Origin of the sequence: Nodosilinea sp. FACHB-141 (assembly GCF_014696135.1) — a bacterium.
Classification (GTDB): Bacteria; Cyanobacteriota; Cyanobacteriia; order Phormidesmidales; family Phormidesmidaceae; genus Nodosilinea.
On record NZ_JACJPP010000011.1, the window covers coordinates 124,200 to 143,803 of the forward strand.

Annotated in this window: 19 protein-coding genes; 12 read left to right on the forward strand and 7 right to left on the reverse strand. The window is 57.9% G+C overall.

Annotation, left to right across the window (positions count from 1 at the left end):
* Positions 1-24: 24 nt before the first annotated feature.
* The 3 genes from H6F59_RS09210 to trxA all read left to right on the forward strand — a co-directional run bounded on the left by H6F59_RS09210 (position 25) and on the right by trxA (position 1,522).
* Positions 25-372: a hypothetical protein gene (locus H6F59_RS09210; protein ID WP_190698007.1), complete on the forward strand. Its 348-nt coding sequence runs from the start codon at positions 25-27 to the stop codon at positions 370-372.
* Positions 373-659: 287 nt separating this feature from the next.
* Positions 660-1,046, forward strand: coding sequence for an alr0857 family protein (locus H6F59_RS09215; protein ID WP_190698010.1), 387 nt, complete (start codon positions 660-662; stop codon positions 1,044-1,046).
* A 125-nt stretch (positions 1,047-1,171) separates the two neighbouring features.
* Positions 1,172-1,522, forward strand: coding sequence for a thioredoxin (gene trxA, locus H6F59_RS09220; protein ID WP_190698013.1), 351 nt, complete (start codon positions 1,172-1,174; stop codon positions 1,520-1,522).
* A 6-nt stretch (positions 1,523-1,528) separates the two neighbouring features.
* Here the strand turns inward: trxA and H6F59_RS09225 are convergent, their stop codons facing one another.
* Positions 1,529-2,242 carry a hypothetical protein gene (locus H6F59_RS09225; RefSeq protein WP_190698016.1) on the reverse strand — a complete coding sequence of 238 codons (714 nt, stop codon included), beginning with the start codon at positions 2,240-2,242 and terminating at the stop codon, positions 1,529-1,531.
* 149 nt (positions 2,243-2,391) lie between these two features.
* On the opposite strand from H6F59_RS09225, the gene H6F59_RS09230 reads away from it, so the two are divergent.
* The 3 genes from H6F59_RS09230 to H6F59_RS27565 all read left to right on the forward strand — a co-directional run bounded on the left by H6F59_RS09230 (position 2,392) and on the right by H6F59_RS27565 (position 5,225).
* Positions 2,392-4,242, forward strand: a complete 1,851-nt coding sequence (locus H6F59_RS09230) for a hypothetical protein (RefSeq protein WP_190698019.1) — start codon at positions 2,392-2,394, stop codon at positions 4,240-4,242.
* 198 nt (positions 4,243-4,440) lie between these two features.
* The gene (locus H6F59_RS09235) at positions 4,441-4,728 is read left to right on the forward strand and encodes a TM2 domain-containing protein (RefSeq protein ID WP_190698022.1); all 288 of its coding nucleotides are present in this window, start codon (positions 4,441-4,443) and stop codon (positions 4,726-4,728) included.
* Between the two features lie 83 nt (positions 4,729-4,811).
* Complete coding sequence (locus H6F59_RS27565) at positions 4,812-5,225, forward strand: DUF2752 domain-containing protein (RefSeq protein WP_397193534.1); 414 nt, start codon at positions 4,812-4,814, stop codon at positions 5,223-5,225.
* Positions 5,226-5,534: 309 nt separating this feature from the next.
* Here H6F59_RS27565 and rpmF read toward each other — a convergent pair whose 3' ends face one another.
* Both rpmF and H6F59_RS09250 read right to left on the reverse strand, forming a co-directional pair.
* Positions 5,535-5,711, reverse strand: coding sequence for a 50S ribosomal protein L32 (gene rpmF, locus H6F59_RS09245; protein ID WP_190698029.1), 177 nt, complete (start codon positions 5,709-5,711; stop codon positions 5,535-5,537).
* Positions 5,712-5,832: 121 nt separating this feature from the next.
* On the reverse strand, positions 5,833-6,171 hold the full coding sequence (locus H6F59_RS09250) for a hypothetical protein (RefSeq protein ID WP_242021362.1): 339 nt from the start codon (positions 6,169-6,171) through the stop codon (positions 5,833-5,835).
* 308 nt (positions 6,172-6,479) lie between these two features.
* Between H6F59_RS09250 and H6F59_RS09255 the strand changes: the two genes are divergently transcribed.
* On the forward strand, positions 6,480-8,426 hold the full coding sequence (locus H6F59_RS09255) for a caspase family protein (RefSeq protein ID WP_190698035.1): 1,947 nt from the start codon (positions 6,480-6,482) through the stop codon (positions 8,424-8,426).
* A 161-nt stretch (positions 8,427-8,587) separates the two neighbouring features.
* A complete protein-coding gene (locus H6F59_RS09260; RefSeq protein ID WP_190698038.1) occupies positions 8,588-9,088 on the forward strand; it encodes a DUF427 domain-containing protein in 501 nt (166 codons plus the stop codon).
* A 48-nt stretch (positions 9,089-9,136) separates the two neighbouring features.
* On the opposite strand, the gene H6F59_RS09265 is transcribed toward H6F59_RS09260, so the two are convergent.
* From H6F59_RS09265 to H6F59_RS09280, 4 genes are all read right to left on the reverse strand, one after another.
* Positions 9,137-9,946 carry a hypothetical protein gene (locus H6F59_RS09265; protein WP_190698041.1) on the reverse strand — a complete coding sequence of 270 codons (810 nt, stop codon included), beginning with the start codon at positions 9,944-9,946 and terminating at the stop codon, positions 9,137-9,139.
* A 253-nt stretch (positions 9,947-10,199) separates the two neighbouring features.
* On the reverse strand, positions 10,200-11,546 hold the full coding sequence (gene murD / locus H6F59_RS09270; protein WP_190698045.1) for a UDP-N-acetylmuramoyl-L-alanine--D-glutamate ligase: 1,347 nt from the start codon (positions 11,544-11,546) through the stop codon (positions 10,200-10,202).
* Positions 11,547-11,553: 7 nt separating this feature from the next.
* Positions 11,554-13,689 carry a glycine--tRNA ligase subunit beta gene (gene glyS, locus H6F59_RS09275; protein ID WP_190698049.1) on the reverse strand — a complete coding sequence of 712 codons (2,136 nt, stop codon included), beginning with the start codon at positions 13,687-13,689 and terminating at the stop codon, positions 11,554-11,556.
* A gap of 126 nt (positions 13,690-13,815) precedes the next feature.
* Complete coding sequence (locus H6F59_RS09280; protein ID WP_190698052.1) at positions 13,816-15,045, reverse strand: adenylate/guanylate cyclase domain-containing protein; 1,230 nt, start codon at positions 15,043-15,045, stop codon at positions 13,816-13,818.
* Between the two features lie 279 nt (positions 15,046-15,324).
* Here H6F59_RS09280 and H6F59_RS09285 point away from each other — a divergent pair, with 279 nt between their 5' ends.
* From H6F59_RS09285 to H6F59_RS09300, 4 genes are all read left to right on the forward strand, one after another.
* Complete coding sequence (locus tag H6F59_RS09285) at positions 15,325-16,224, forward strand: CPBP family intramembrane glutamic endopeptidase (RefSeq protein ID WP_190698055.1); 900 nt, start codon at positions 15,325-15,327, stop codon at positions 16,222-16,224.
* A gap of 429 nt (positions 16,225-16,653) precedes the next feature.
* Positions 16,654-18,084 carry a 1-acyl-sn-glycerol-3-phosphate acyltransferase gene (locus H6F59_RS09290; RefSeq protein WP_190698058.1) on the forward strand — a complete coding sequence of 477 codons (1,431 nt, stop codon included), beginning with the start codon at positions 16,654-16,656 and terminating at the stop codon, positions 18,082-18,084.
* A gap of 36 nt (positions 18,085-18,120) precedes the next feature.
* The gene (locus H6F59_RS09295) at positions 18,121-18,888 is read left to right on the forward strand and encodes an SDR family NAD(P)-dependent oxidoreductase (RefSeq protein ID WP_190698061.1); all 768 of its coding nucleotides are present in this window, start codon (positions 18,121-18,123) and stop codon (positions 18,886-18,888) included.
* 100 nt (positions 18,889-18,988) lie between these two features.
* A complete protein-coding gene (locus H6F59_RS09300) occupies positions 18,989-19,591 on the forward strand; it encodes a DUF4126 domain-containing protein (protein WP_190698065.1) in 603 nt (200 codons plus the stop codon).
* Positions 19,592-19,604 lie beyond the last annotated feature (13 nt).

A 19,604-nucleotide genomic window follows, 5' to 3' on the forward strand; every position in this document is an offset into this window, starting at 1 on the left:
GTTTTACGCTTGAGGAACTCTGCCATGTTACGGATCTTGTCTACTGGCACCGCAATGAATATCGCCGTCACCACGGGCGATGCTGGCCAGCTGGGCATTGTGGCGGGGTTCGATGGGTATTTTAGTGGCCTGATTAGCCGACTGCGCCTCATTGGCGGGTTAGCCCTGGGCAATTCTGACAGGAGCGATCTATTTAAAGGGGATGCCTTGAGAGGCGATTGCCTTTGGGGAGATCTGTTCTTGTGGTTCAGGCCATCCCTGGTGCTAATGGGATGCCTCGCTAAGGGCGATTCCCCTTTGGGGAAGCCGTGCCAACGTCTGGGCTGGCCCTATCCCCACTATTTCTCCCAGCATTCTGTGTCTCAGCATTAACCCGACCCCCGATCTGGCCCAGCGCCTAGAGATAGCTGTTCTCAGCTAATTCCGTTTCGATCGGGTTCCAAATTTGGTTTTGCAGCAGTATTGCCGCCGTTGGCCTTTCAGAAAGCCAAGGGTTCGCATCGGTATTCACCCACGGTCTGGCTGCTCAAGGCCGCCTGTAGTGCTCGTGATCCACCATGCGATCGCCTGGTTAGGCCACCGTTTTAGGGCCACTGCCGCCCCGACACAGCAAAATTAAGCAACGAAACTAGTTCACAAGTATTAAGGCATGAGGGATCATGTTGAAGCTAACTTATTCCGATGCAGATTTATTGATTGAGCATTTAGACCTCACCGTGGAAGCGATGGTCACCCAGCGCAGTCTGGTGGCTCTGCGGGCCGGACAGCCTTTGGTGGTGCAGCCGGGCTATGGAGCCTTTGCCCTGCCCGCCGACCTACCGGGAATTGCTGCACTCAAGGCTAGAAGTCAGGGAGCGATCGACATTTCTCCCTGCGACATCGACTGGCTCGAAGTTACCCTGCGGGGCACCTGGCTAGCAGACAATGCCGCCAGCGCCGAGGGCATTTTGGTGGTCGAACTTGGCCCCCAACTAGAGTTTCAGCTCGTCGCCCTGTGGCAGCGCAGCCTGAACTGGGTAGCGGCCCCCTGCTCTCAGGGGCGCTAAAGTTGGGTGGTCTTGACCCCATCGCCCAGGCTTTGCAGTACCGTAGAAAACAAGGGCCGGATAGTTTTTTACACCCACAAAATCCCAACGCAGACCTAAAACGACGCAGAGAAGGAGAGATTGAAATGGCTGACGATGCAACCTACCTCACCCTGACCGCCGACAACTTTGAGGCTGAGGTGATGCAAAGCGATGTGCCGGTGCTGGTCGACTTTTGGGCCGCCTGGTGTGGCCCCTGCCGCATTATGAACCCGATTGTGGAAGAGCTGGCCGAAACCTTTGCCGGTCGGGCCAAGGTCGCCAAGCTCAATGTTGACGAAGAAGATGCCCTGGCCCTTCAGTACCACGTGATGGCCATCCCCACCCTGATCTTCTTTCAGAATGGGGAGCGGGTTGACACCGTTGAAGGAGTCATCTCCAAGGATGACTTGGTGGCTCGGCTAGAGGCGTTGTTAACCGCCGGTTCGGCAGTTTAGACGGCTCTAGTTTTGGGTTGCCCCGCGCAGCACGGCCTCGCCGTTCACAAATTCTAGACCGTCGAGGGTGAGGCCGGCTTGGGGCAGGGCGAGGTTGATGCGCTCAGTGATTTGAGCCGGGTCAAGGCCGGTGAGGCGGGCTACATCGTCTAGCGATAGGTTGACCCGGCCGACTTGAATGCGGGTGTCATCGCCTAGCACCAGTCGGCCATTATCTACGCGGGGGCTGCCTTCGATGCCGATGTAGAGGGGGCGATCGCCCAGCATGGGTACGCTACTCAGGGCAGTCTCTAGAGCTTGCTGAGCCTGGGGCGGCAGCTGTTGGGTGGGTAGGTCGGCAGGGTTGACAACAATGCCGCCGGCGACGCGATCGCCGCGAATCGTGGCGGTTAAACTATCTGCCTCTGGCAGAAACTGAGCTACCTCGGGCGTCTGGGCTATGCCCTCGGCCAGCAGCTGGGTTAGCTCAGCCTCGGTGAGGGAAATTTCGATGCGGTTGTTGTCGCCGTAGCGTACTCCCTGGCCGCTGGCGAGCTTACTCTCTAGCAGGTTGCCACTGCCGGTATTGACATCGGCCACGGCCGTATCTGCACCGCTGGTGCTGTACCAGGTCGGCAGGGCCGTAGCCCGGTTCCAATAGAAAGCGGTGGCAGCGGCAGCCCCCGCCGAGAGACCGATCAATAGTGATAGCGCCAGTACAACAGCCTGCTTTGTCCGCATGTCTGACAACCCTCTCCCGGTCGTTTAACAGATATCATCGAGCCAGTCTAGCTCAGCTCTCCCACGCTAGCAAAAAGCTGTGTGGCGATTGCTGTAAAGACCCTAAAGTGGCCTATGGTATTGGTTGTAAAGACGTAGAGAATAGCAGCATGGGCACGACACAAGGGTTCATCCGCAAGGTCATGGGACTAGGACGGCGGGTTGTGGCCCTCTGTGCGATCGCGCTGCTCACCTTTGGTCTGGCTAGCTGCGCTAAACCTGTGCAGCCCACCGAACTGCTGTCAGAGCCTACCCCTCAATCCAACCGTCTCACCGGGCAAATCGCCGAGGTGTCTCCCCCCGAAACCCTAGAGACTCTCAAGCAAATTATCGACGCCTACACGCCACAGGTGCGCATTCTTAGCCCCCGCCCCGGCGAAGTGCTAGATGACACCAGCGTCTCGGTGCGACTCCAGGTGCGCGGTCTGCCGCTGTTTAAAGACGACACCTACGAACTTGGCCCCCATTTGCACCTGTTCCTAGACAACGAACCCTACAAAGCTGTCTACGACCTGTCAGAACCTGTTACCTTTGACGGGCTCTCCCCCGGCACCCACACCCTGCGCGTGTTTGCCTCACGCCCCTGGCACGAAAGCTTTAAAAACCAAGGAGCCTTTGATCAGCGCACGTTCCACATCGTGGCCCCCACGCCCCAAAACGAACTCAACGCCAAGGCCCCTCTGCTTACCTATAGCCGCCCCCAGGCGACTTATGGGGCCGAGCCAATCATGCTCGACTTCTATCTCACCAATGCGCCCCTGCACATGAGCGCCCAAACCGAGGCCGATGATGATCTGCATGACTGGCGCATTCGCTGCACCGTCAATGACCAAAGCTTTGTGTTTGACCAGTGGCAGCCCATCTGGCTCAAAGGCTTCAAGCCGGGGCGCAATTGGGTGCAGCTCGAACTGATTGACGAAAGCGGCAACCCCATCGACAACCGCTTTAACAACACCGTGCGCATCATCGACTATCAGCCCGGCGCCAGCGATACTCTCTCTCGCCTAGTGCGCGGCGAACTGAGTCTAAAGGACGTGGCAGGAATTATCGACCCCACCTACGTGCCCCCAGCCCCCCCAGCTCCGGAGCCGACAATTGAGACCCCCGAGCCAGAACCTCAGCCTCCCTCCGCTGAAATAGAAACGCCAGAGCAAAATCTTCCTGAGCCTGAGACTACTCAACCAGAAATCGCTGCTCCAGAACCATCCCAATCTGAAGCGCAGGAGCAACCCGCACCTGAATTAACTGCTCCAGACACCGCCACTCAGGGTCTTCCCCCGGCTGAGCCTGAAGACGAGACACCACCCACTCCATTGGTTTCGCCAGAGAAATCAATAGAGTCAGAGGCGGCTAAGGAAGATCAACTTATGCTGGAAGACGATAGCACTGGGAAGGATGCCGAAGAGGATAGCCTGGAGTTTGAGCGCCCTGCTGAAGAAGCCCCTGCCTCGATCGCACCTGAGTCAAAAGATGCCATTGAGGATATGGTGCCCCCAACAGATTTAGGGATTCCCCCCGTGCTGTCGCCCCAGGTAGAGCCCGAGCCTGTACCCGTGCTCCCAACTCCCCCCGCAATCTCAGAACCTACTCCAGAACCCAGCCCAAAAGGATTGCTCAATCGTTTTAAGCAGTGGCGCAACCCGGCCAATTCGCCCCCCGCGCCCGCTAACCCCGCCCCAGATACCCCAGAAGATACCTTTGATCAGCTTCCCCAGGCCACGCCTGTCCCAGATGGGTTGTCTAACCCAGAGGCTGATGCAGCCCCTGAGCTACCTAGCGAGCCTACCGCTCCTTCTACAGGTGAGGAACAAGCAGAGCCCAGCCCGCCCAGCACCGAAAAAGCCCCTGAGGCAGATTCCCCAGAGGCCGAGACCGACGAGCCTACAAAGTTGCCCCGCACTGAGCAGCCTAAGGTTGCGCCGCGATCGCCCCTAGCTCCAGAAGTTCGTCCGTTTATTTAGCTTCACTAATTTACTAGCTACAGTACCAAGGTCTAGCGGTAGCTGAGCCTTCGACGCTGTGGCTTGTTTTGAATGCAGGCTACCGATCTTCCTGTTTATCTGGGGAATACTAAGTAAATAGCTATAGCTGAAAGCCAAATATTAATTTATTTCAAAGAAGCTTTAGCTATATGTCTTTTACTTTAGGAGATGAACAAAATGACGACATCAAAACCCCCAGACGCTGACAAGAAAATTTCGGCTGGCATTTGTGGCATCTTACTAGGCTCTTTGGGAATTCACAAGTTCGTTCTTGGCTATAACCAAGAGGGCATAATTATGCTAGCAGTTTCACTTGTTGGAATCGTTTTATCTTGTCTGATCATTCCAGTGATTGGGACTTTCGCCATGAGTGTTATTGGGTTAGTTGAAGGCATATTGTATTTAACTAAAACTGACGAAGAATTTGTCGATACTTATATCAAAAATAAGAAGCCATGGTTTTAGGGAGACAAATTCTCAACTTACACAAAAGAGATGAAACTTACTTTTTTCTAACTGCTGCAACATCGAGTGCAGCACTAGGAGTAATGTGGCTTTACTCTAAAGGTTGGCGAAGTAAACTTATCCATTGCTATTTTCAAGACATATTTGGGATAATTGGCCCTGGCTGTGGACTGACTCGATCTTTAGTCGCGCTTATTAATGGACAATTGCAAAAATCTGTTAGCTATCATGCATTCGGTCCAGCAATCTTTTTAGGCTTCATCGGCTTGCTGGCCTTTAGCTTGATAAGTCTACTGACATCTAAAAGGGTGATACTTTCTCCGTTTAGAAAGTATCACCCCCTTTTTGCGATTGGTTTTGCTGTTAGCTTGTCGGCAGTTTTTATTGGATACTACGCTCTTCGAGTCATCGCTAGATACTATAACAGTGCTTTACCTAGCTCTCTTACAACCTTAGATGCTTGGCAGTTCATAGTCACTAGCTCAAATTCAATCTAGCTCAGTGCCCTAAACACATGAAAAAATATGAGATTAAAAACCAGCCTTTTGGCCAAAAAGTATCCTTTACTAATATTACTTATCTCTAGTAGTACCGTACTAGGTGCATTGGCAAGCTTGGACGTTTCCCTTGTTGCAGAGGGATACATACTAATGCTTCCCATACAACTATTTACTCTGTTATACGTGGGAAATTGGATTCAAAACAAAAATGACAGGGCTAAGTTTACTAAGCCTAACAGCTAAATAGCTGCCATTAGAGCTTGATAAACTTGCCCTGTGAAGGAAGGCCGGATGACGATGAAGAACTTACTCTTCGTCGTCGTCCTCATCATCGGTGGGATACACAAAGCTAGTGGACCGTCCGGTGAGCACAGACTTACCTAGGGACATGGCTTTCTTGGCCTGGAGCGCTGCGGTGCGCTTCCAAGTGGCGCGACGCTGGTCACGCTTTTGTTTGGAGGTTTTCTTCTTGGGAACCGCCATGACACAATACTTTAAGACTTCACAACCTTTCAAGCATAGGGCAAGAGGGCTACTCTATGCAATTTTATTTTTCTGTCTAGCCTTGCGGACCCAACCACACTTGGTAAGAATTGCTCCAGCTCTAGGGTTCAACTGCATCCTCATCGCCGACCAAGTACCTAGCTGCTTCAAAGTAATCCGCCCACTGCGGTACATCGGGCAGGAGCTGCCACTCGCTGCGGCTGACCGGCACCGTGAGAATGGGGACAGAGATGCCCTGGTTGTCACCGATGACGGTAACGATGACGTCGGTCATCAGTACATCGGCGTCGAAGCTGCGCTGAATGGCGGCCCGAGCAATGATTTCGGAGCGCTGCACTAGAGTCTCAAAGCTTTCGCCCTGTTCGCGCACCAGGTAGAGGTTGACTCGCGACGTGTAGGCTTGGGCCGCGGGTGGGGTAACCAACGACGGCAGGGCCACACTCCCAAAACCCACCAACGCAGCTAGGGTGAATCGTGCTCCCAGAGACGCAATGTTGGACGGCCTATTGTGTCTTTTGGCGCGCCCATTTTTTAGAAGAGACATCAATTCCATGGCCTGCTGCTCCACACATCCTCGCGGGATGTCCAAAAAGTGCTTTAACTCTAGCTACAGAGCCGCCAATCGTCAATTAAGAATTGTCGCCGTCTAGGGTTGCCGGTCTGAGCTTCCGTTTGGTCGAGCAGGCGCTACTATGGCAGGGGAATTTTTATCCCTCAACTCTACAGTACGAGAGGCATTCAAAAGGCATGGCAAGCCACTGGCCCGTGATCGTTGGCATCAATCAATATCAATCGCTTCAGCCCCTGATGTACGCCCAGTTTGATGCCCTCGAACTGCGAGACTTTTTAGTGGCCGAGGTGGGGTTGCCAGCCCAGTATTGCTCTCTATTGACAGATATCTCGGCGGTGGTCTATGAGGGGGCAGCTGCGCCAACCCGCGAGGTGATGCTGCAACGGTTGGCCCAGAGCTGCGATCGCGCCGGCCCCGAGGATACAGTGTGGTTTTTCTTTAGCGGCTACGGGGTGCTGTGGCAGGGGAAAGATTACCTACTGCCCATTGATGCTGACCCCAATCGCATTGAGCAGACCGGCATTTTGGTAGAAACGCTGCTGAATCAATTGGCCCAGGGGAATCAGCGCCAATCCATCGTCATGCTCGACATGAACCGACCCCAAAGTGCTCTCAGCCCTGCTTCTGGGGGCGGCAACCTAGGCGATCAAACCCTGGCTCTGGCTAAAAGTCTGGAGATTCCTCTGGTGCTCTCCTGCCAGCCCAACCAGTTTTCTCAGGAGACGCTGGCGGTGCGCCATGGGCTGTTTACCGAGGCCCTGATTGAAGGGATGCGGTTCCACGGCTGTTTGACCCTGGCGCAATTGGTGAGTTACCTGCGCGATCGCGTACCTGAGCTGTGTCAGCACCACTGGCGACCAGTGCAAAATCCTGTGGCATTGGTGCCTGCTGGCCAGCAGTACGCCATGCTCGTACCCCCCAGCCTGGTAGGCCAAATGCCCGTTGGCGTTATGCCCCAGCCTGAGACACTGCCAGAACCTCAGCCAGAGCCAGAAATTGCCTTGCCAGTAGAGCCGAGTCCAGGCTGGCCGGTTTACCCAGCTCTGGTGCCTATAGATCCGCCTAATAATGAGTTTGCTAAGCCTTGGCCACCGACCCAGCCGCTAGACCCGGAGCTGCCGCCGGGAGTTCTGCCCGAGGTCACAAAGCCCCCTGCTCCGAGCCAGCCGTCTGTTCCTAGCCTGGTGCCCTGGCAGCGCTGGGGAATTTTGGTAGCGGGCCTCCTGCTGCTCGGTGTGCTGTGGCGCAACCAAGAGAGCTTTGTGGGGGGAGGTTCTGCCACCGCGCCATCCGTCGTCCCCCCTCCCGATGGGGCTGTTGCGGGGGGAGTTGCCAATCCTGCTGCTGAGACGGTTGGGGAACCCCTCTTTCCGGGAACGGCTGCGAGTGGTGCCGAGGCCCTAGCACGAGCTAGAACGGCCCTTGACCAGCGTCAGTTTGGCGAGGCGCTGAGCTGGCTAACCCAAATTCCTGAGGACGAACGTCCTGAAGACTACGAAGCCCTAGTTAACCAAGCGGAAATGGGCTATACCAACGCTGAGCTGTCGGGGGGGGCTGCTCTCAACCAGGCCCGCCGCCTGATTGAGCCGGTTTCGGCCTCCCTGTTTAACGATGCCATTGAGCAGGCGCGGCAGGTGCCTGTTGGGGATCTGGCCTACGAACAGGCTCAGGCTGATATTGAGCGCTGGAGTTTGGTAATTTTAGACCTTGCCGAAGGCCGAGCCGCTGCAGGTGATTTAGATGCAGCCATTTCGGCCGCCCGCCTTGTGCCTGAAGACCAGGGTGAGACCTGGGGACAGGCCCAGGCCCAAATTCAAAAGTGGGAGCAGAGCCGAGTCAACCGGCAGCTGCTGCAAGAGGCCCAGAGCCTACTGCAGCCCGACCAGGCCACCTCGTTTCAATCGGCGATCGCGATCGCTCAGCAAATTCCCCCCGACTACCCCGAGTCGGCGATCGCCCAGGAGCGCATCGACCAGTGGAGCCGAGATATTTTGGCGATCGCTCGCGCCCGCGCTGCCTCTGGCCAGCTTCCCAGCGCTATCTCCGCCGCGGGCCTAGTGCCCCCAGGTACCAGCGCATATGAGCAGGCTCAGCAGGAGATTCAGCAGTGGCAGGGGCAGTGAGGGTTGGGGGTGGATGGGTGGGAGGGTGGATGGGTAGAGGGTAAATGGGTAAGGAGTTTATGCTTGAAACAATGCACTGCTAATAAATCACATCCAAATCCAGCTCTACTAATCCTCTTACCCCAAACCCATCCACCCCCTACCCCTTTACTCCCTAACCCATGTTCTCTCCCCCCAACCGCATTGCCCCCGGCCCTGGCCAAGAATCCGTCTGGGATTACCCGCGTCCACCTCGGTTAGAAGACTCGACTCGGCACATTCGCGTGGTGTTTAACGGTGTGGTGATTGCCGATTCGCGGCGCACCAAGCGGGTGCTAGAGACCAGCCATCCGCCGACATACTACATTCCCCCTGAGGATGTGCAGATGCAGTATTTTCAGTCGGTGCCCCGCTCGACGTTCTGCGAATGGAAAGGGGCAGCGGTGTATTTCACAATAGCGGTGGGCGAACGGGTGGCCGAGCAGGTTGCCTGGGCCTATCCTCAGCCTACGGAAGCGTTCGAGAGTATTGCCAACTACATCGCCCTCTACCCCAGCCGCATGGAAGCTTGCTACGTCGATGATGAGCTGGTGAAGTCCCAGCCCGGCGACTTCTACGGCGGCTGGATTACCTCAGATATCGTTGGCCCCTTTAAAGGCGACCCTGGCACCTGGGGATGGTAATTCGGGGAGCTATCTATTACTCAGCTACCCATCCACCCATCCACCCGCCTACTCCTCCCCCGTCTCCGAGCTACAGGTCGGCGCAATCCCCAAGTTGTCGCGGCTAGTGGTCATAATATCCACCGTGCGCTTGAGCTTGGCTTCTAGAAACTGCTTGTGGTCGAGTAGCTGGCGCAGCTTTTGGTGGCGGGCGATCGCCAAACTAATCGTAGACAGCTGCTCGGGTGGGCAGGGAAAGTACTGCACCCGACCGTCAGAGTCGAGGCTGCACAGACGATAGCCAGGACGACCTAGGTCGGTGCCAGGAGGGGCGGGTTGATCTTGGGGTGACTCTAGCGATTGACACAGCTGCTCGACGTAGCTGGAGAGGGCTTGGGGGTCGCCATGGCGCAGCAGGGCAGCATCGAGGGCAGCGGCTTGACCAAGGTGCTCGTCTACGGTTTCGAGCCAGCCATCGACAATCGGCCCTTCCATATAGAGGGTCTGAATGCGATGCACTGTCTGTTTTAGGTCTTGGTGCCAGGCTTCTACCGCCATTTGAATGTCTTGCAGCACCTTAACTGCCAGGGCTGGGTTGGCATCGTGGCGGTGGCGGCTAAAGGTTGGCGATTTGCGACGCGGTAGCAGGGGCAAATGCGAAAGCTGAGCCTGCACTGGAAAGGGAGCTAGGTGGGCCGGGGCATTCATAGCCTGGAGCACCGGCTTGGAATCAGCGCCGCTAGCAGGAGTATCAGCGCTAGCGGGCCTGCTGACACCGATGGTAAACGAAACCGGCCGTTGAGCAGAACGTCCTTCCCCGGCACCCACAGTAGGGGAGGGCACTGCAGAGAATTCAGCAGAATCAAACGAGTTGTCCATAGGGCATAAGGGAGACTGAGTCAGGCGGATGAGGGTAGATCAGGAACTGACTTGGGAAATGATTGCCCTGGATCAAATGGTTTGAAGGGCAGAGTTAGGCACCATCTGCTCCAATTTATACCTGAATAGTCAGGTTTAGACCAGCAAAAAGGTTTGCAGGATATAAAGTTTAGAAACTTTCAAACTGCAAACCTTAACAACAATTGTTCCAGCTTTTGAACATTTCCTTAGCCCAACTTGGACGTTTAAGGCCCTAGGAAAATCGCTCCTGGCAAAGCTGGCGGAAGTGTTCGCCCCGCTGCTCAAAGTTGGGATACTGGTCAAAGCTGGCACAGGCAGGGGAAAGCAGTACAACTGAGGCCCCTAAGGATGGGGCCACTTCAGCGCCCCGCTCCACTGCTCGCTCCATGTTCTCGACAATGGTGTAGTTGCGATAGCCTGCGGTCTCTAGGCGCTGAGCAAACTGCGGGGCGGCATCGCCAATCAGCAGCACGGTGGCGGCCCGTTCGTGAATGCGCTGCACCCAGGCGGTGTCGTCGCCTTCCTTGGCTTCGCCACCGGCAATCAGCACAGCTGGGGCCTCTACCGATCGCAGCCCCACCTCAGCCGCATCGTAGTTAGTCGCCTTTGAATCATTGACAAAATCAATCCCCTGCCAGGTGCAGATATGCTCTAGGCGATGGGGCACGCCGGGAAAGGAAGTCACTCCGGCGGCGATCGCCTCTGCATCCAGCTCTGCCAAGCAAGCTGCCGTGACCGCCAGCAGCAGATTTTGCTGGTTGTGGTCACCCACCATGCGCAACGCATCGGCCTGCACGATAGGAATGCCCTCAAACTTAACCCAGCCGTCGTCAATGTAGGCGGTAGGTCGCAGGGGCGCAATGGCCCGCTTCCCTGCGGCGCTCGTCCAGTAGGCGGAGGGAAACTCCTCCGGCATGTGCTGGCGTAGGTAGGGATCGTCGCCGTTGAACACCGCCAGCTCTGAGCGGTGCATCAGCGTGGCTTTGATCTGGGCGTAGTTCTCGACGGTGCCATGGCGCTGGAGATGGTCGGGGGTGAGCGTAGTCCACAGGCCAATCTGCGGAGCCAGGGTGGCTGAGGCCTCGATCTGGTAGCTGCTCAGCTCGGCAATCACCCAGTCGGGCACCGTTGATTCTAGGGCCAGTTCGCAGGCGGCATAGCCAATGTTGCCGCAGGCAGGCGCATTGAGCCCAGCAGCCTGGAAGATGGCGGCGGTCAGGGCCGTGGTGGTGGTTTTGCCGTTGGTGCCGGTAATGCCGACCCAGGGGCGATCTTGCAGAAATCGCCAGGCCAGCTCGGTTTCGCCAATCACTTCCAAGCCGTTCTCGCGGGCGGCTACCAGGGCGGGGCTATCCCAAGGAACGCCGGGGCTGACCACTAGTAGGTTGGTGCGACTATCGGGCACAAAACTGTAGTCGAGCAGCACGGTGATGCCGTCCTGGCGTAGAGCCTCCTGCTGGGTGACTAGAGATGGGCTGGTGCCGCGATCGCTCAGCACTACCTGCCAGCCTTCGCGGTGCAGCAGCCGCGCTGCCGCTACTCCTGACTTACCCAGACCAATTACATGGGCGTTTTTCATGGCATCGCTATCCCTTAACGATGGCGCCAAAGTCGCCTAGTACCAGGGCGTGGTTGCGCAGCAGCCCCAGCAGGTTGAGGCGGTTTTGCCGCACCGCTGGCTCGTCGGCCATCACCAGCACGCTATCGGGGCCGTCAAAGAAGCCGCTGACCACCGGGGCCACCTGCTCTAGGCCCGCCACCAGCTTGTCGTAGTCGTGGCTAGCCTGGGCGGCCTTGGTCTCGGGTACCAGGGTTTTGAGCGCCGCCAAGAAGGCATGCTCGGCTTTAGCCTCTAGCTTGGCCTCGGCAATCACGCCCTCGGGGTCGAGCACGGCGGTGTCGAGGGTGCCCTGGGCGGCAAGACGAGTGGCCCGGTTTACGGTTTCATAGACTTTATTCATGCGGCCGCTGCGGCGCATAGCCTGCAAGAACAAGGCGCGATCTTTGACATCTAGCGGATCGCTGAGGGCGCGATCGCTCAGTACTGCATTCACTAGGTCGTAGTCGATGCCCTGCTCGTCTTGCAGTAGCGTCTGCACCCGCTGCAAGAAAAAGTCGTGGAGCTGGGTGCGCAGCGCTTCGGGGGCGTTGATCGCCAGGGTCGGATCTTGAGCAAAGTCCTGCACGACGGTATCCAACAGTTTGGCCAAATTCAGGGGCAGCCCCGCCGCCCAGATAATATTCAGCACCGCGTTGGCGGCCCGCCGCAGGGCAAAGGGGTCAGAGGAACCCGTGGGCAGCTGGCCAGTGCTAAAAATGCCAACTAGAGTGTCGAGGCGATCGGCAATGCCTACCACCTGACCGGCCAGGGTTTGGGGAAGGCTATCCTGCGCGCCCTTGGGCAGGTAGTGCTCGACGATGGCGGTGGCCACGGCCTCGGGCTCGCTGCTGTGGAGGGCATACTTTTGCCCCATCACCCCCTGGAGTTCGGGGAACTCACCCACCATTTGGGTGACTAGGTCTGCCTTGCACAGGTAGGCGGCGCGGCGAATGTGCTGGCGGGGCTGAGCCCCTAGGTTGAGCTGGTCGCAGAGGTGGTCAGCTACGGTGCCAATCCGCTTCACCTTGGCGGCCATGGAGCCCAGCCGTTCTTCAAAGGTGACGGTTTCGAGCTTGGCGACAAAGGCGTCGAGGGGCTGGGCGCGATCGGCGTCGAAGAAAAACTTGCCGTCGGAAAGGCGGGCGCGAATCACCCGAGCGTTGCCTTCGGCGATAATCGCGTCTTTGCTGGGGTCGCCGTTGGAGATAGTGATGAAACTGGGCATCAGCGCCAACCCGTCGGCTTTCTGCTTCAGCGGAAAGTAACGCTGGTGGCTCTCCATTTCGATGATGGCAACTTCCGGCGGCAGGTCGAGAAATTCGGTGTCGAACTTGCCCACGACGGCGGTGGGCCATTCCACCAGATTAGTGACTTCGTCGAGCAGGTCAGCAGAAATCATCGGCACGCCCCCCAGGGTCTTGGCCTTCTCCTCGACCTGGTGCTGGATCAAAAGCCGACGGGCGGCGGGGTCGATCTCGACGAAGGCGTCGCGCAGTGCCTCGACGTAGTCTTGGGCGCGACGTAGTGGTACGGGCTTAGGGTGCAGCACGCGGTGGCCCTGGGAGATGCGATCGCTCGTACAGACCAGCGACCCATTCTCGAGGGTGATGGGCAGCACCTCGTTATCCATCAGCGCCACCAACCAGCGAATCGGGCGCGGAAAGCGCAGGTCGCCGTCGCCCCAGCGCATAAACCGCTTGCCCTCCAGCCCCAAAATCCACTGGGGAATCAGCTCGGTCAAAATATCGGTGGCCGCCCGCCCCGGAATGTCCTGATTGACAAACACAAACGAGCCTTTGTCGGTGTCGCGCACCTCTAGGGCAGACACATCGACGCCCCTAGATTTAGCAAACCCCTCGGCGGCTTTGGTCGGCTGACCATCCTTAAAGGCCGCCTGGGCCGGCGGGCCTTTGACCTCTTCCTGGCGATCGGGCTGGCGTAGGGGCAGTGCGTCGAGCATCACCGCCAGGCGGCGGGGGGTGCCGTAGAAGCGCACCGCTTCGGGGGCGAGGGCTTGCTCTGCCAACTCGGCAGGAATCCGGGTCTGCCACTGGTGGAGGGCATCGCTAACGAAACTGGCGGGCAGTTCTTCGGTGCCAACTTCCAGTAAAAATGTCGCCATAGAGTAGAGGTATGAGTTAACCGGGCATGATCTCGGGGGCCGTCTTGAGCGCTGTACCGGGCTAGGCTATGCCGTGTTTACAGGATAGCTAGCTCAGCGGCCCGAATTTTTAGCCTCCCCAGTCTATCAAGCTTTTTGCTCAGGGCCGCTGTATTGATAGGTAGTCAAATAGCCATGACCTTTGACCATCACCTGGCCCACTTCTTCAAAGGTATAGCGGTGTTTGAGGTGCTGGTAGGTCGCCTCGGTAATTTGAATTTTGCCCGGCACGCCGTGGGACTCCATGCGGCTGGCGATATTGACGGCATCGCCCCAGAGGTCGTAGCTAAACTTTTTAATGCCAATCACTCCGGCCACCACCGGCCCAGTGTTAATGCCAATGCGCAGCTCAAACTTTTGCCCATCGTTGCGGGTGATGTGGGCGGCCGCTTCCTGCATAGCTAAGGCCATTTCCATGATGGCCTCGGCATGGTCTGGTCTGGGCAAAGGCAGCCCTCCCACCACCATGTAGGCATCGCCGATAGTCTTGATTTTCTCTAGCTGGTACTGTTCGGCTAGGCGATCGAAGGCTGAGAAGATTTGATTGAGCCAGTTGACCAGCTCTAGGGGGCTAATCTGAGCAGCCAGGGGCGTGAAGTTAACAATGTCGGCAAACAGAATCGTGACGTCGTCGAAGCGCTCGGCCAGCGACCCCTCGAGCTGTTTGAGCTTGTCGACCACCGCCCGCGGCAGAATGTTTAACAACAGCTGCTCTGACTTTTGCTGCTCTAGGCGCAGGGCCTGTTGGGCCTGTTCGCGCTCCTGCATTTCTTGCTGAAGCTGAAGATTTTGAGCCTGCAATAGCTGGGCTTGGCGGCGCAAGGCCTTTTGCAGATCGGCCAAGAGGTTAGTGGCACTGCCCGCCGATACTGCCCGCTGTGCCTGCTGCCGCAGCCGTCGCTGCATGCGGTGGGTAGTTACCTGGGCTTTAATGCGGGCGGCGGCCTCTTCAACCCAGAGAGCCTGGTCTATGTAGTCGACTACGCCAAATTCAAAGGCCCGCAGGCGTCGAGCCAGGGCCTGATCTCGGCCGATGACGGCTATGGCTACCTGGCGAGTGAGGGGCCGTTTTTTGAGGCGGTGACACAGCCGCATAGCGGCCGTATCAAACTGCTCTAGTGCTAGCAAAATCAGGTCGGGAGGAGTTGCTTCGGCTGCCGCAATGGTGTCGTCTTCGCCAGTGGCCTGGTGCACCTCATAGCCCGCGGCTCGTAGCACGTCTAATAACTCCACCAGAGGCCCCAAGGGGCTATCGGCCACTGGTGCCACTAAAATGATGCCGGGAATTGCGCCGGAATCTGGCGAAGCGTTGGTCATGGGGCCCTGGAGCAAGAATGACAGCCCCCATAACTATAGGCGCTGACCCGGAGGCGCAGAACAGTCACCGTCAATAAGCACCCTGCGGTCGGGCATAGGATAGAACCCTGGTTGGGGCTAAGCCCTGCCCGGCTGCCCTTGGTCAAGGGCATAGTGCCTCAGTTATAGCGCTCCCTAATCAATTCATGGTTGAATCGGGGAAAACCGGATCAACTGCATCACCGGATGGCTCGAGGGCTGATCGCGCCGATTGGCGGTTTCTAGAACGGGTTCTGGTCTATGGCAGCGTGCGACAACAATCCGTTTCTAGTCCTGAAGGCCCGGCTGGTGGTGGCGACGTTTTTTGCTATTTTCATCGGCTGGCTCATGGTATTAGGCACTCTGGGGGCCCTAGAGCTGTTGCCCCTGGAGGGCGATGACCCGATTTTGGCGCCCATTCTCTACAGCCTAATTTTTTTGGGCCTGTGCGGCTCGATTTTGCTGGCGGCCCGGCGATCGGGCCTGCCCCTCAACCTGGCGGCGCTGCTGGGCTCCTGGCCCAGACGGCTGGCCTGGGTGCAGCTGCTGTGGCTAGTGGCGGGAGTATTTTTGTTTTCGCTGGGGGCGTTTCAGGTGTCGTACCTGGGTCTATCGATAGTGGCCCCAGGGCTGGTGGAGGCCACGCTGCGGCAGTCGCTGCTGCTATCGGCTGACCAAGCGACTGACCCGAGTCTCTATAACGGGCTAATGCTGTTTTCGGTGTTGGTAGTGGCCCCGATTACCGAGGAGTTTATTTTTCGTGGTGTGCTGCTGCACCGCTGGGGGATGAAATGGGGGGTGCGCCCGGCCATTGTGCTGACCTCGGTGCTGTTTGGGGTGCTGCACTCCAATTTGATTGGGCTGTTTGTGTTTGGGGTGGTGATGTCGCTGCTGTACCTGAGTACGCGATCGCTGCTGGTGCCCATGGCCGCCCACGCGATCAACAATGCGATCGCCTCAGGCATCGACGTTCTCTCCAACCAGCCCACCGCCAACACTATCGACACCCTGGCGGAGTTTCGCGCCAGCTGGTGGCTGGGGGTGCTTTGCCTGCTGGTGTCGGCTCCCTGGGTGTTGCGCTACGTGGTCTATCACTGGCCCAAGCACCGGGCGCTGCTGCCCTACTTTGCTAATCAGGGTTGCCGTCGCCACCCTGAGTAATACCACCGGCCTTGCCCTTTCTTGCTTAGGGAAAGTTGGCCAGGTTACGTAATTCCCTGGACGCCGCCAGGGTCGAAACCGAAGAGAATAAATTTAATTCTGAAGAACGCATGCAGGTCAGCTCAGCGGCTCACTTGGGGGCATTTGAACCTAAGAGCTGGTTTGTTTGAGAAAGCGTCCTTACAGGTAAATGTGTCTGACTCCAGGGGGCTTTCAGGGGTCAGACACTTTTATTTTTGGGGTGGTCCACAGGGGTGGATGCCTTGGTTGTGTGGTTCCGTACCAGCGTCCTTCTCCTTTGGGAGGGGACGTTGCTGTTTTGGGGCTTGAGGCTGCGAGAGTCAAAGACTGGCGAAAGGCCGACGCAGGCGGGGGAATCTGCCCTACAGTGGGCTATGGAAAACCCGCCTATTGCTCCGGAGTCTGCCGTTGCCTCAGCTCAATCGCGCCCAGCCGCCCCTTGGCTTTATTCCGCCCCGCTACAAGCCCTGGGTGGTGCAGGGCTGCTACGTCGTGCTGCCCCTAATGCTGCGGCTGCGGCTGCGCCCCTGGCTACCGGCGGGCATTTGGCCGGTGACCTGCCACAACCCTGAGGTGTTGGCGGATTGCTTTCGTCAGTTTCAGACGGGCAAAATTCGGCTGATGATGGCCTTTCGCCACAGCCAGGTTGACGATCCGTTGTGCCTGTCGTACCTGTTTTCGCGGCTGGTGCCTCGGGCGGCCCGTCAGCGGGGTTTTAGCCTCAAGCGCCCGCTGCACAGCTTTTTTATGTACGACCGGGGCATGCCTCTCTGGGCAGGGCGTTGGTTGGGCTGGTTTTTCTCCGCCATTGGGGGCATTCCGGTGCACCGGGGTCGGCGGCTCGACCTCAAGGCCCTGAAAGCGGTGCGCGAGCGGATGATGAATGCGCCGCTGCCGGTGACGATTGCTCCTGAAGGGGCCACCAACGGCCACGGCGAGGTGATCAGCGATCTGGAACCCGGCACGGCTCAGCTAGCCTTTTGGGCGGTGGAAGATCTGCAAAAAGCGGGGCGATCGGAGCAGGTGCTGCTGCTGCCGGTGGGGCTGCGCTACATCTACCCCCGCCCTGACTGGGCGGCCTTGAATCGGCTGCTGGCCCAGCTAGAGGCCGACTGCGGCTTGCCGGTGCAGTCATTTAGTGAGCCGACGGCCATGGGGCCAGAAGACTACTATCCTCGGCTGCTGACCCTGGGGCGGCACCTGCTGGGCCGGTTAGAGCAGTTTTACCAGCAGTTCTATAACCTGCCGCCAGCTGCCGAGCCCGAAGATTCTGAACATCCCGCCGCGATCGCCCAGCGGTTGAGCCCCTTGCTAGACGGCTCGCTCAAGATCGGGGAGCGATTCTTTGGCCTACCCCATACAGGAACTCTGGTGACCCGCTGCCGCCGTCTAGAAGAGGCGGGGTGGGCCTACATTTACCGCGAAGACATTGCTGACCTGAAGCAGCTCTCAGCCTTCGATCGCGGCTTGGCTAACTGGATGTCGGAGGAAGCCACGCTGCACATGCGGCACATGCGCTTGGTAGAAAGCTTTGTGGCGGTGACCGGCACCTATGTGAAAGACAAGCCCACCTTTGAGCGCTTTGCTGAAACTACCTTGATTCTCTTTGACTTGGTGGAGCGGGTGAAGGGGACAAGGGTGCCCAAACGTCCCCAGCTGGGTACTCGCCAGGCGGTGATCAGTTTGGGGGAGCCGATGAATATTAACGATCGCTGGTCTGACTATGCCGAGTCACGGCGATCGGCTAAGGCGGCGGTGGAGACTCTGACGGCCGATATTCAAGCGGCAATGGAGGAGTTAATTCTGACGGCAGATGCTGCTGGGGGAGAGGCGTCATAATCCAGAAGTCTAACTCTGTGGAATGGTTGAGCCGCTATGAGCGCTGAACTGCAAAACGATCGCCAAATTGCGCTGGTGGTGGGCGCTAGCCAAGGCATTGGCCTGGGCTTTGTGCGGCAGCTGCTGGCCGATGGACGCTTCGAGCGGGTGTACGGCACCTACCGTCGGCCCGAGACAGCCCAGGAACTGTTAGCACTGGCCGAACAGTCGCCCCAGCTGGTTTGTCTGCCGGTGGATGTTACCGATGAGGGCACGATTGAGGGGGCGATCGCCCACATCCAAACCTTGACCCCGCGGCTGCACCGGGCGGTGTACTGCGTGGGGGTGCTCCATGACGGCGATTTTCAGCCTGAAAAGAGCCTGCGGCAGCTTACCAGCGAAAACTTGATGCGATCGTTTCAGACTAATGCCTTTGGGGCGGTGCTGTTGGCCAAGCATCTGATGCCTTTACTGAAGCACGATCAGCCCAGTATCCTCGCTGCTGTATCGGCTAAGGTAGGCAGCATTGGCGACAACCGCTTGGGGGGCTGGTATGGGTACCGGGCTTCTAAGGCAGCGTTGAATATGTTCATAAAAACGGCCTCGCTTGAGTACGCCCGCCGTAGCCCCAATACCACTCTGGCTCTGCTGCACCCCGGCACCACCGACACCCGCCTGTCGGAGCCCTTTCAGCGGGGGGTGCCGCCGGAGAAGCTGTTCTCGGTTGAGCGCACGGTAGCGCAGCTCATGGCGGTGATGGATGGCCTCACCCCCGCCGATAGCGGCGAGTTTTTTAGCTGGGATGGCAGTCGCCTGCCGTGGTAGAGCCAGGCTGCCACAAATTTCTGGGGTTGTTGCCGGCTGGCTCGGGGGCTATTCTTAGGCCAAGGACCGGCATTTAGGAATAGTTGGGGAAGGACGCGCCATGGCTCTAAACCTTATGGATCTGCAACTGTTGGAGAGCATTGGCTTGGGCCTTGGCTTAGGGGTTGCCGCCGGATTTCGCGTGGTGGTGCCTTTTTGGGTGCTGAGTGCCGCCGCCCTGTTTGGCCATCTAGAGCTGACTAGCGGCATGACCTGGCTGAGCAGTACTACCGCCTTTGTTGGCCTTTCTATAGCTCTAGTGGTCGAAATTTTGGCCTACAGCGTGCCCTGGCTCGACAATGTGATCGATACCGTAGCGCTGCCGGTGGCGGCAGTGGCGGGCACGCTGCTGATGGCGATCGCGGCTAACCAGCTCGACCCATTTGCTCAGTGGAGCGTTGCGATCGTGGCCGGGGGCGGGGCCGCCGCCACGGTGAAAGGGTTGAATGGTCTGACCCGACTCGTATCTACTGCCACCACAGGTGGCGCGACGAATTTGATCATTGCTGGGGTGGAGCTGGTGGGGGCGATCGTGATCTCGCTACTGGCTCTGGTGGCTCCCATCGTCATGTTTGTGCTGGTGTTGGCTGTCTTCATTCTGCTAGTGCGGTTTGCGATCAAGGCCTTCTACCGCTCAAAAAAAGCTGCTCCAGAAGCTGAATAAAGGGCATCCAAGT

Bases quoted from the DNA above. Each gene is read 5' to 3' on its own strand.
- H6F59_RS09210 (WP_190698007.1), top strand. From the start codon at position 25: ATGTTACGGATCTTGTCTACTGGCACCGCAATGAATATCGCCGTCACC.
- H6F59_RS09215 (WP_190698010.1), top strand. From the start codon at position 660: ATGTTGAAGCTAACTTATTCCGATGCAGATTTATTGATTGAGCATTTA.
- trxA (WP_190698013.1), top strand. From the start codon at position 1,172: ATGGCTGACGATGCAACCTACCTCACCCTGACCGCCGACAACTTTGAG.
- H6F59_RS09225 (WP_190698016.1), bottom strand. From the start codon at position 2,242: ATGCGGACAAAGCAGGCTGTTGTACTGGCGCTATCACTATTGATCGGT.
- H6F59_RS09230 (WP_190698019.1), top strand. From the start codon at position 2,392: ATGGGCACGACACAAGGGTTCATCCGCAAGGTCATGGGACTAGGACGG.
- H6F59_RS09235 (WP_190698022.1), top strand. From the start codon at position 4,441: ATGACGACATCAAAACCCCCAGACGCTGACAAGAAAATTTCGGCTGGC.
- H6F59_RS27565 (WP_397193534.1), top strand. From the start codon at position 4,812: ATGTGGCTTTACTCTAAAGGTTGGCGAAGTAAACTTATCCATTGCTAT.
- rpmF (WP_190698029.1), bottom strand. From the start codon at position 5,711: ATGGCGGTTCCCAAGAAGAAAACCTCCAAACAAAAGCGTGACCAGCGT.
- H6F59_RS09255 (WP_190698035.1), top strand. From the start codon at position 6,480: ATGGCAAGCCACTGGCCCGTGATCGTTGGCATCAATCAATATCAATCG.
- H6F59_RS09260 (WP_190698038.1), top strand. From the start codon at position 8,588: ATGTTCTCTCCCCCCAACCGCATTGCCCCCGGCCCTGGCCAAGAATCC.
- H6F59_RS09265 (WP_190698041.1), bottom strand. From the start codon at position 9,946: ATGGACAACTCGTTTGATTCTGCTGAATTCTCTGCAGTGCCCTCCCCT.
- murD (WP_190698045.1), bottom strand. From the start codon at position 11,546: ATGAAAAACGCCCATGTAATTGGTCTGGGTAAGTCAGGAGTAGCGGCA.
- glyS (WP_190698049.1), bottom strand. From the start codon at position 13,689: ATGGCGACATTTTTACTGGAAGTTGGCACCGAAGAACTGCCCGCCAGT.
- H6F59_RS09280 (WP_190698052.1), bottom strand. From the start codon at position 15,045: ATGACCAACGCTTCGCCAGATTCCGGCGCAATTCCCGGCATCATTTTA.
- H6F59_RS09285 (WP_190698055.1), top strand. From the start codon at position 15,325: ATGGCAGCGTGCGACAACAATCCGTTTCTAGTCCTGAAGGCCCGGCTG.
- H6F59_RS09295 (WP_190698061.1), top strand. From the start codon at position 18,121: ATGAGCGCTGAACTGCAAAACGATCGCCAAATTGCGCTGGTGGTGGGC.
- H6F59_RS09300 (WP_190698065.1), top strand. From the start codon at position 18,989: ATGGCTCTAAACCTTATGGATCTGCAACTGTTGGAGAGCATTGGCTTG.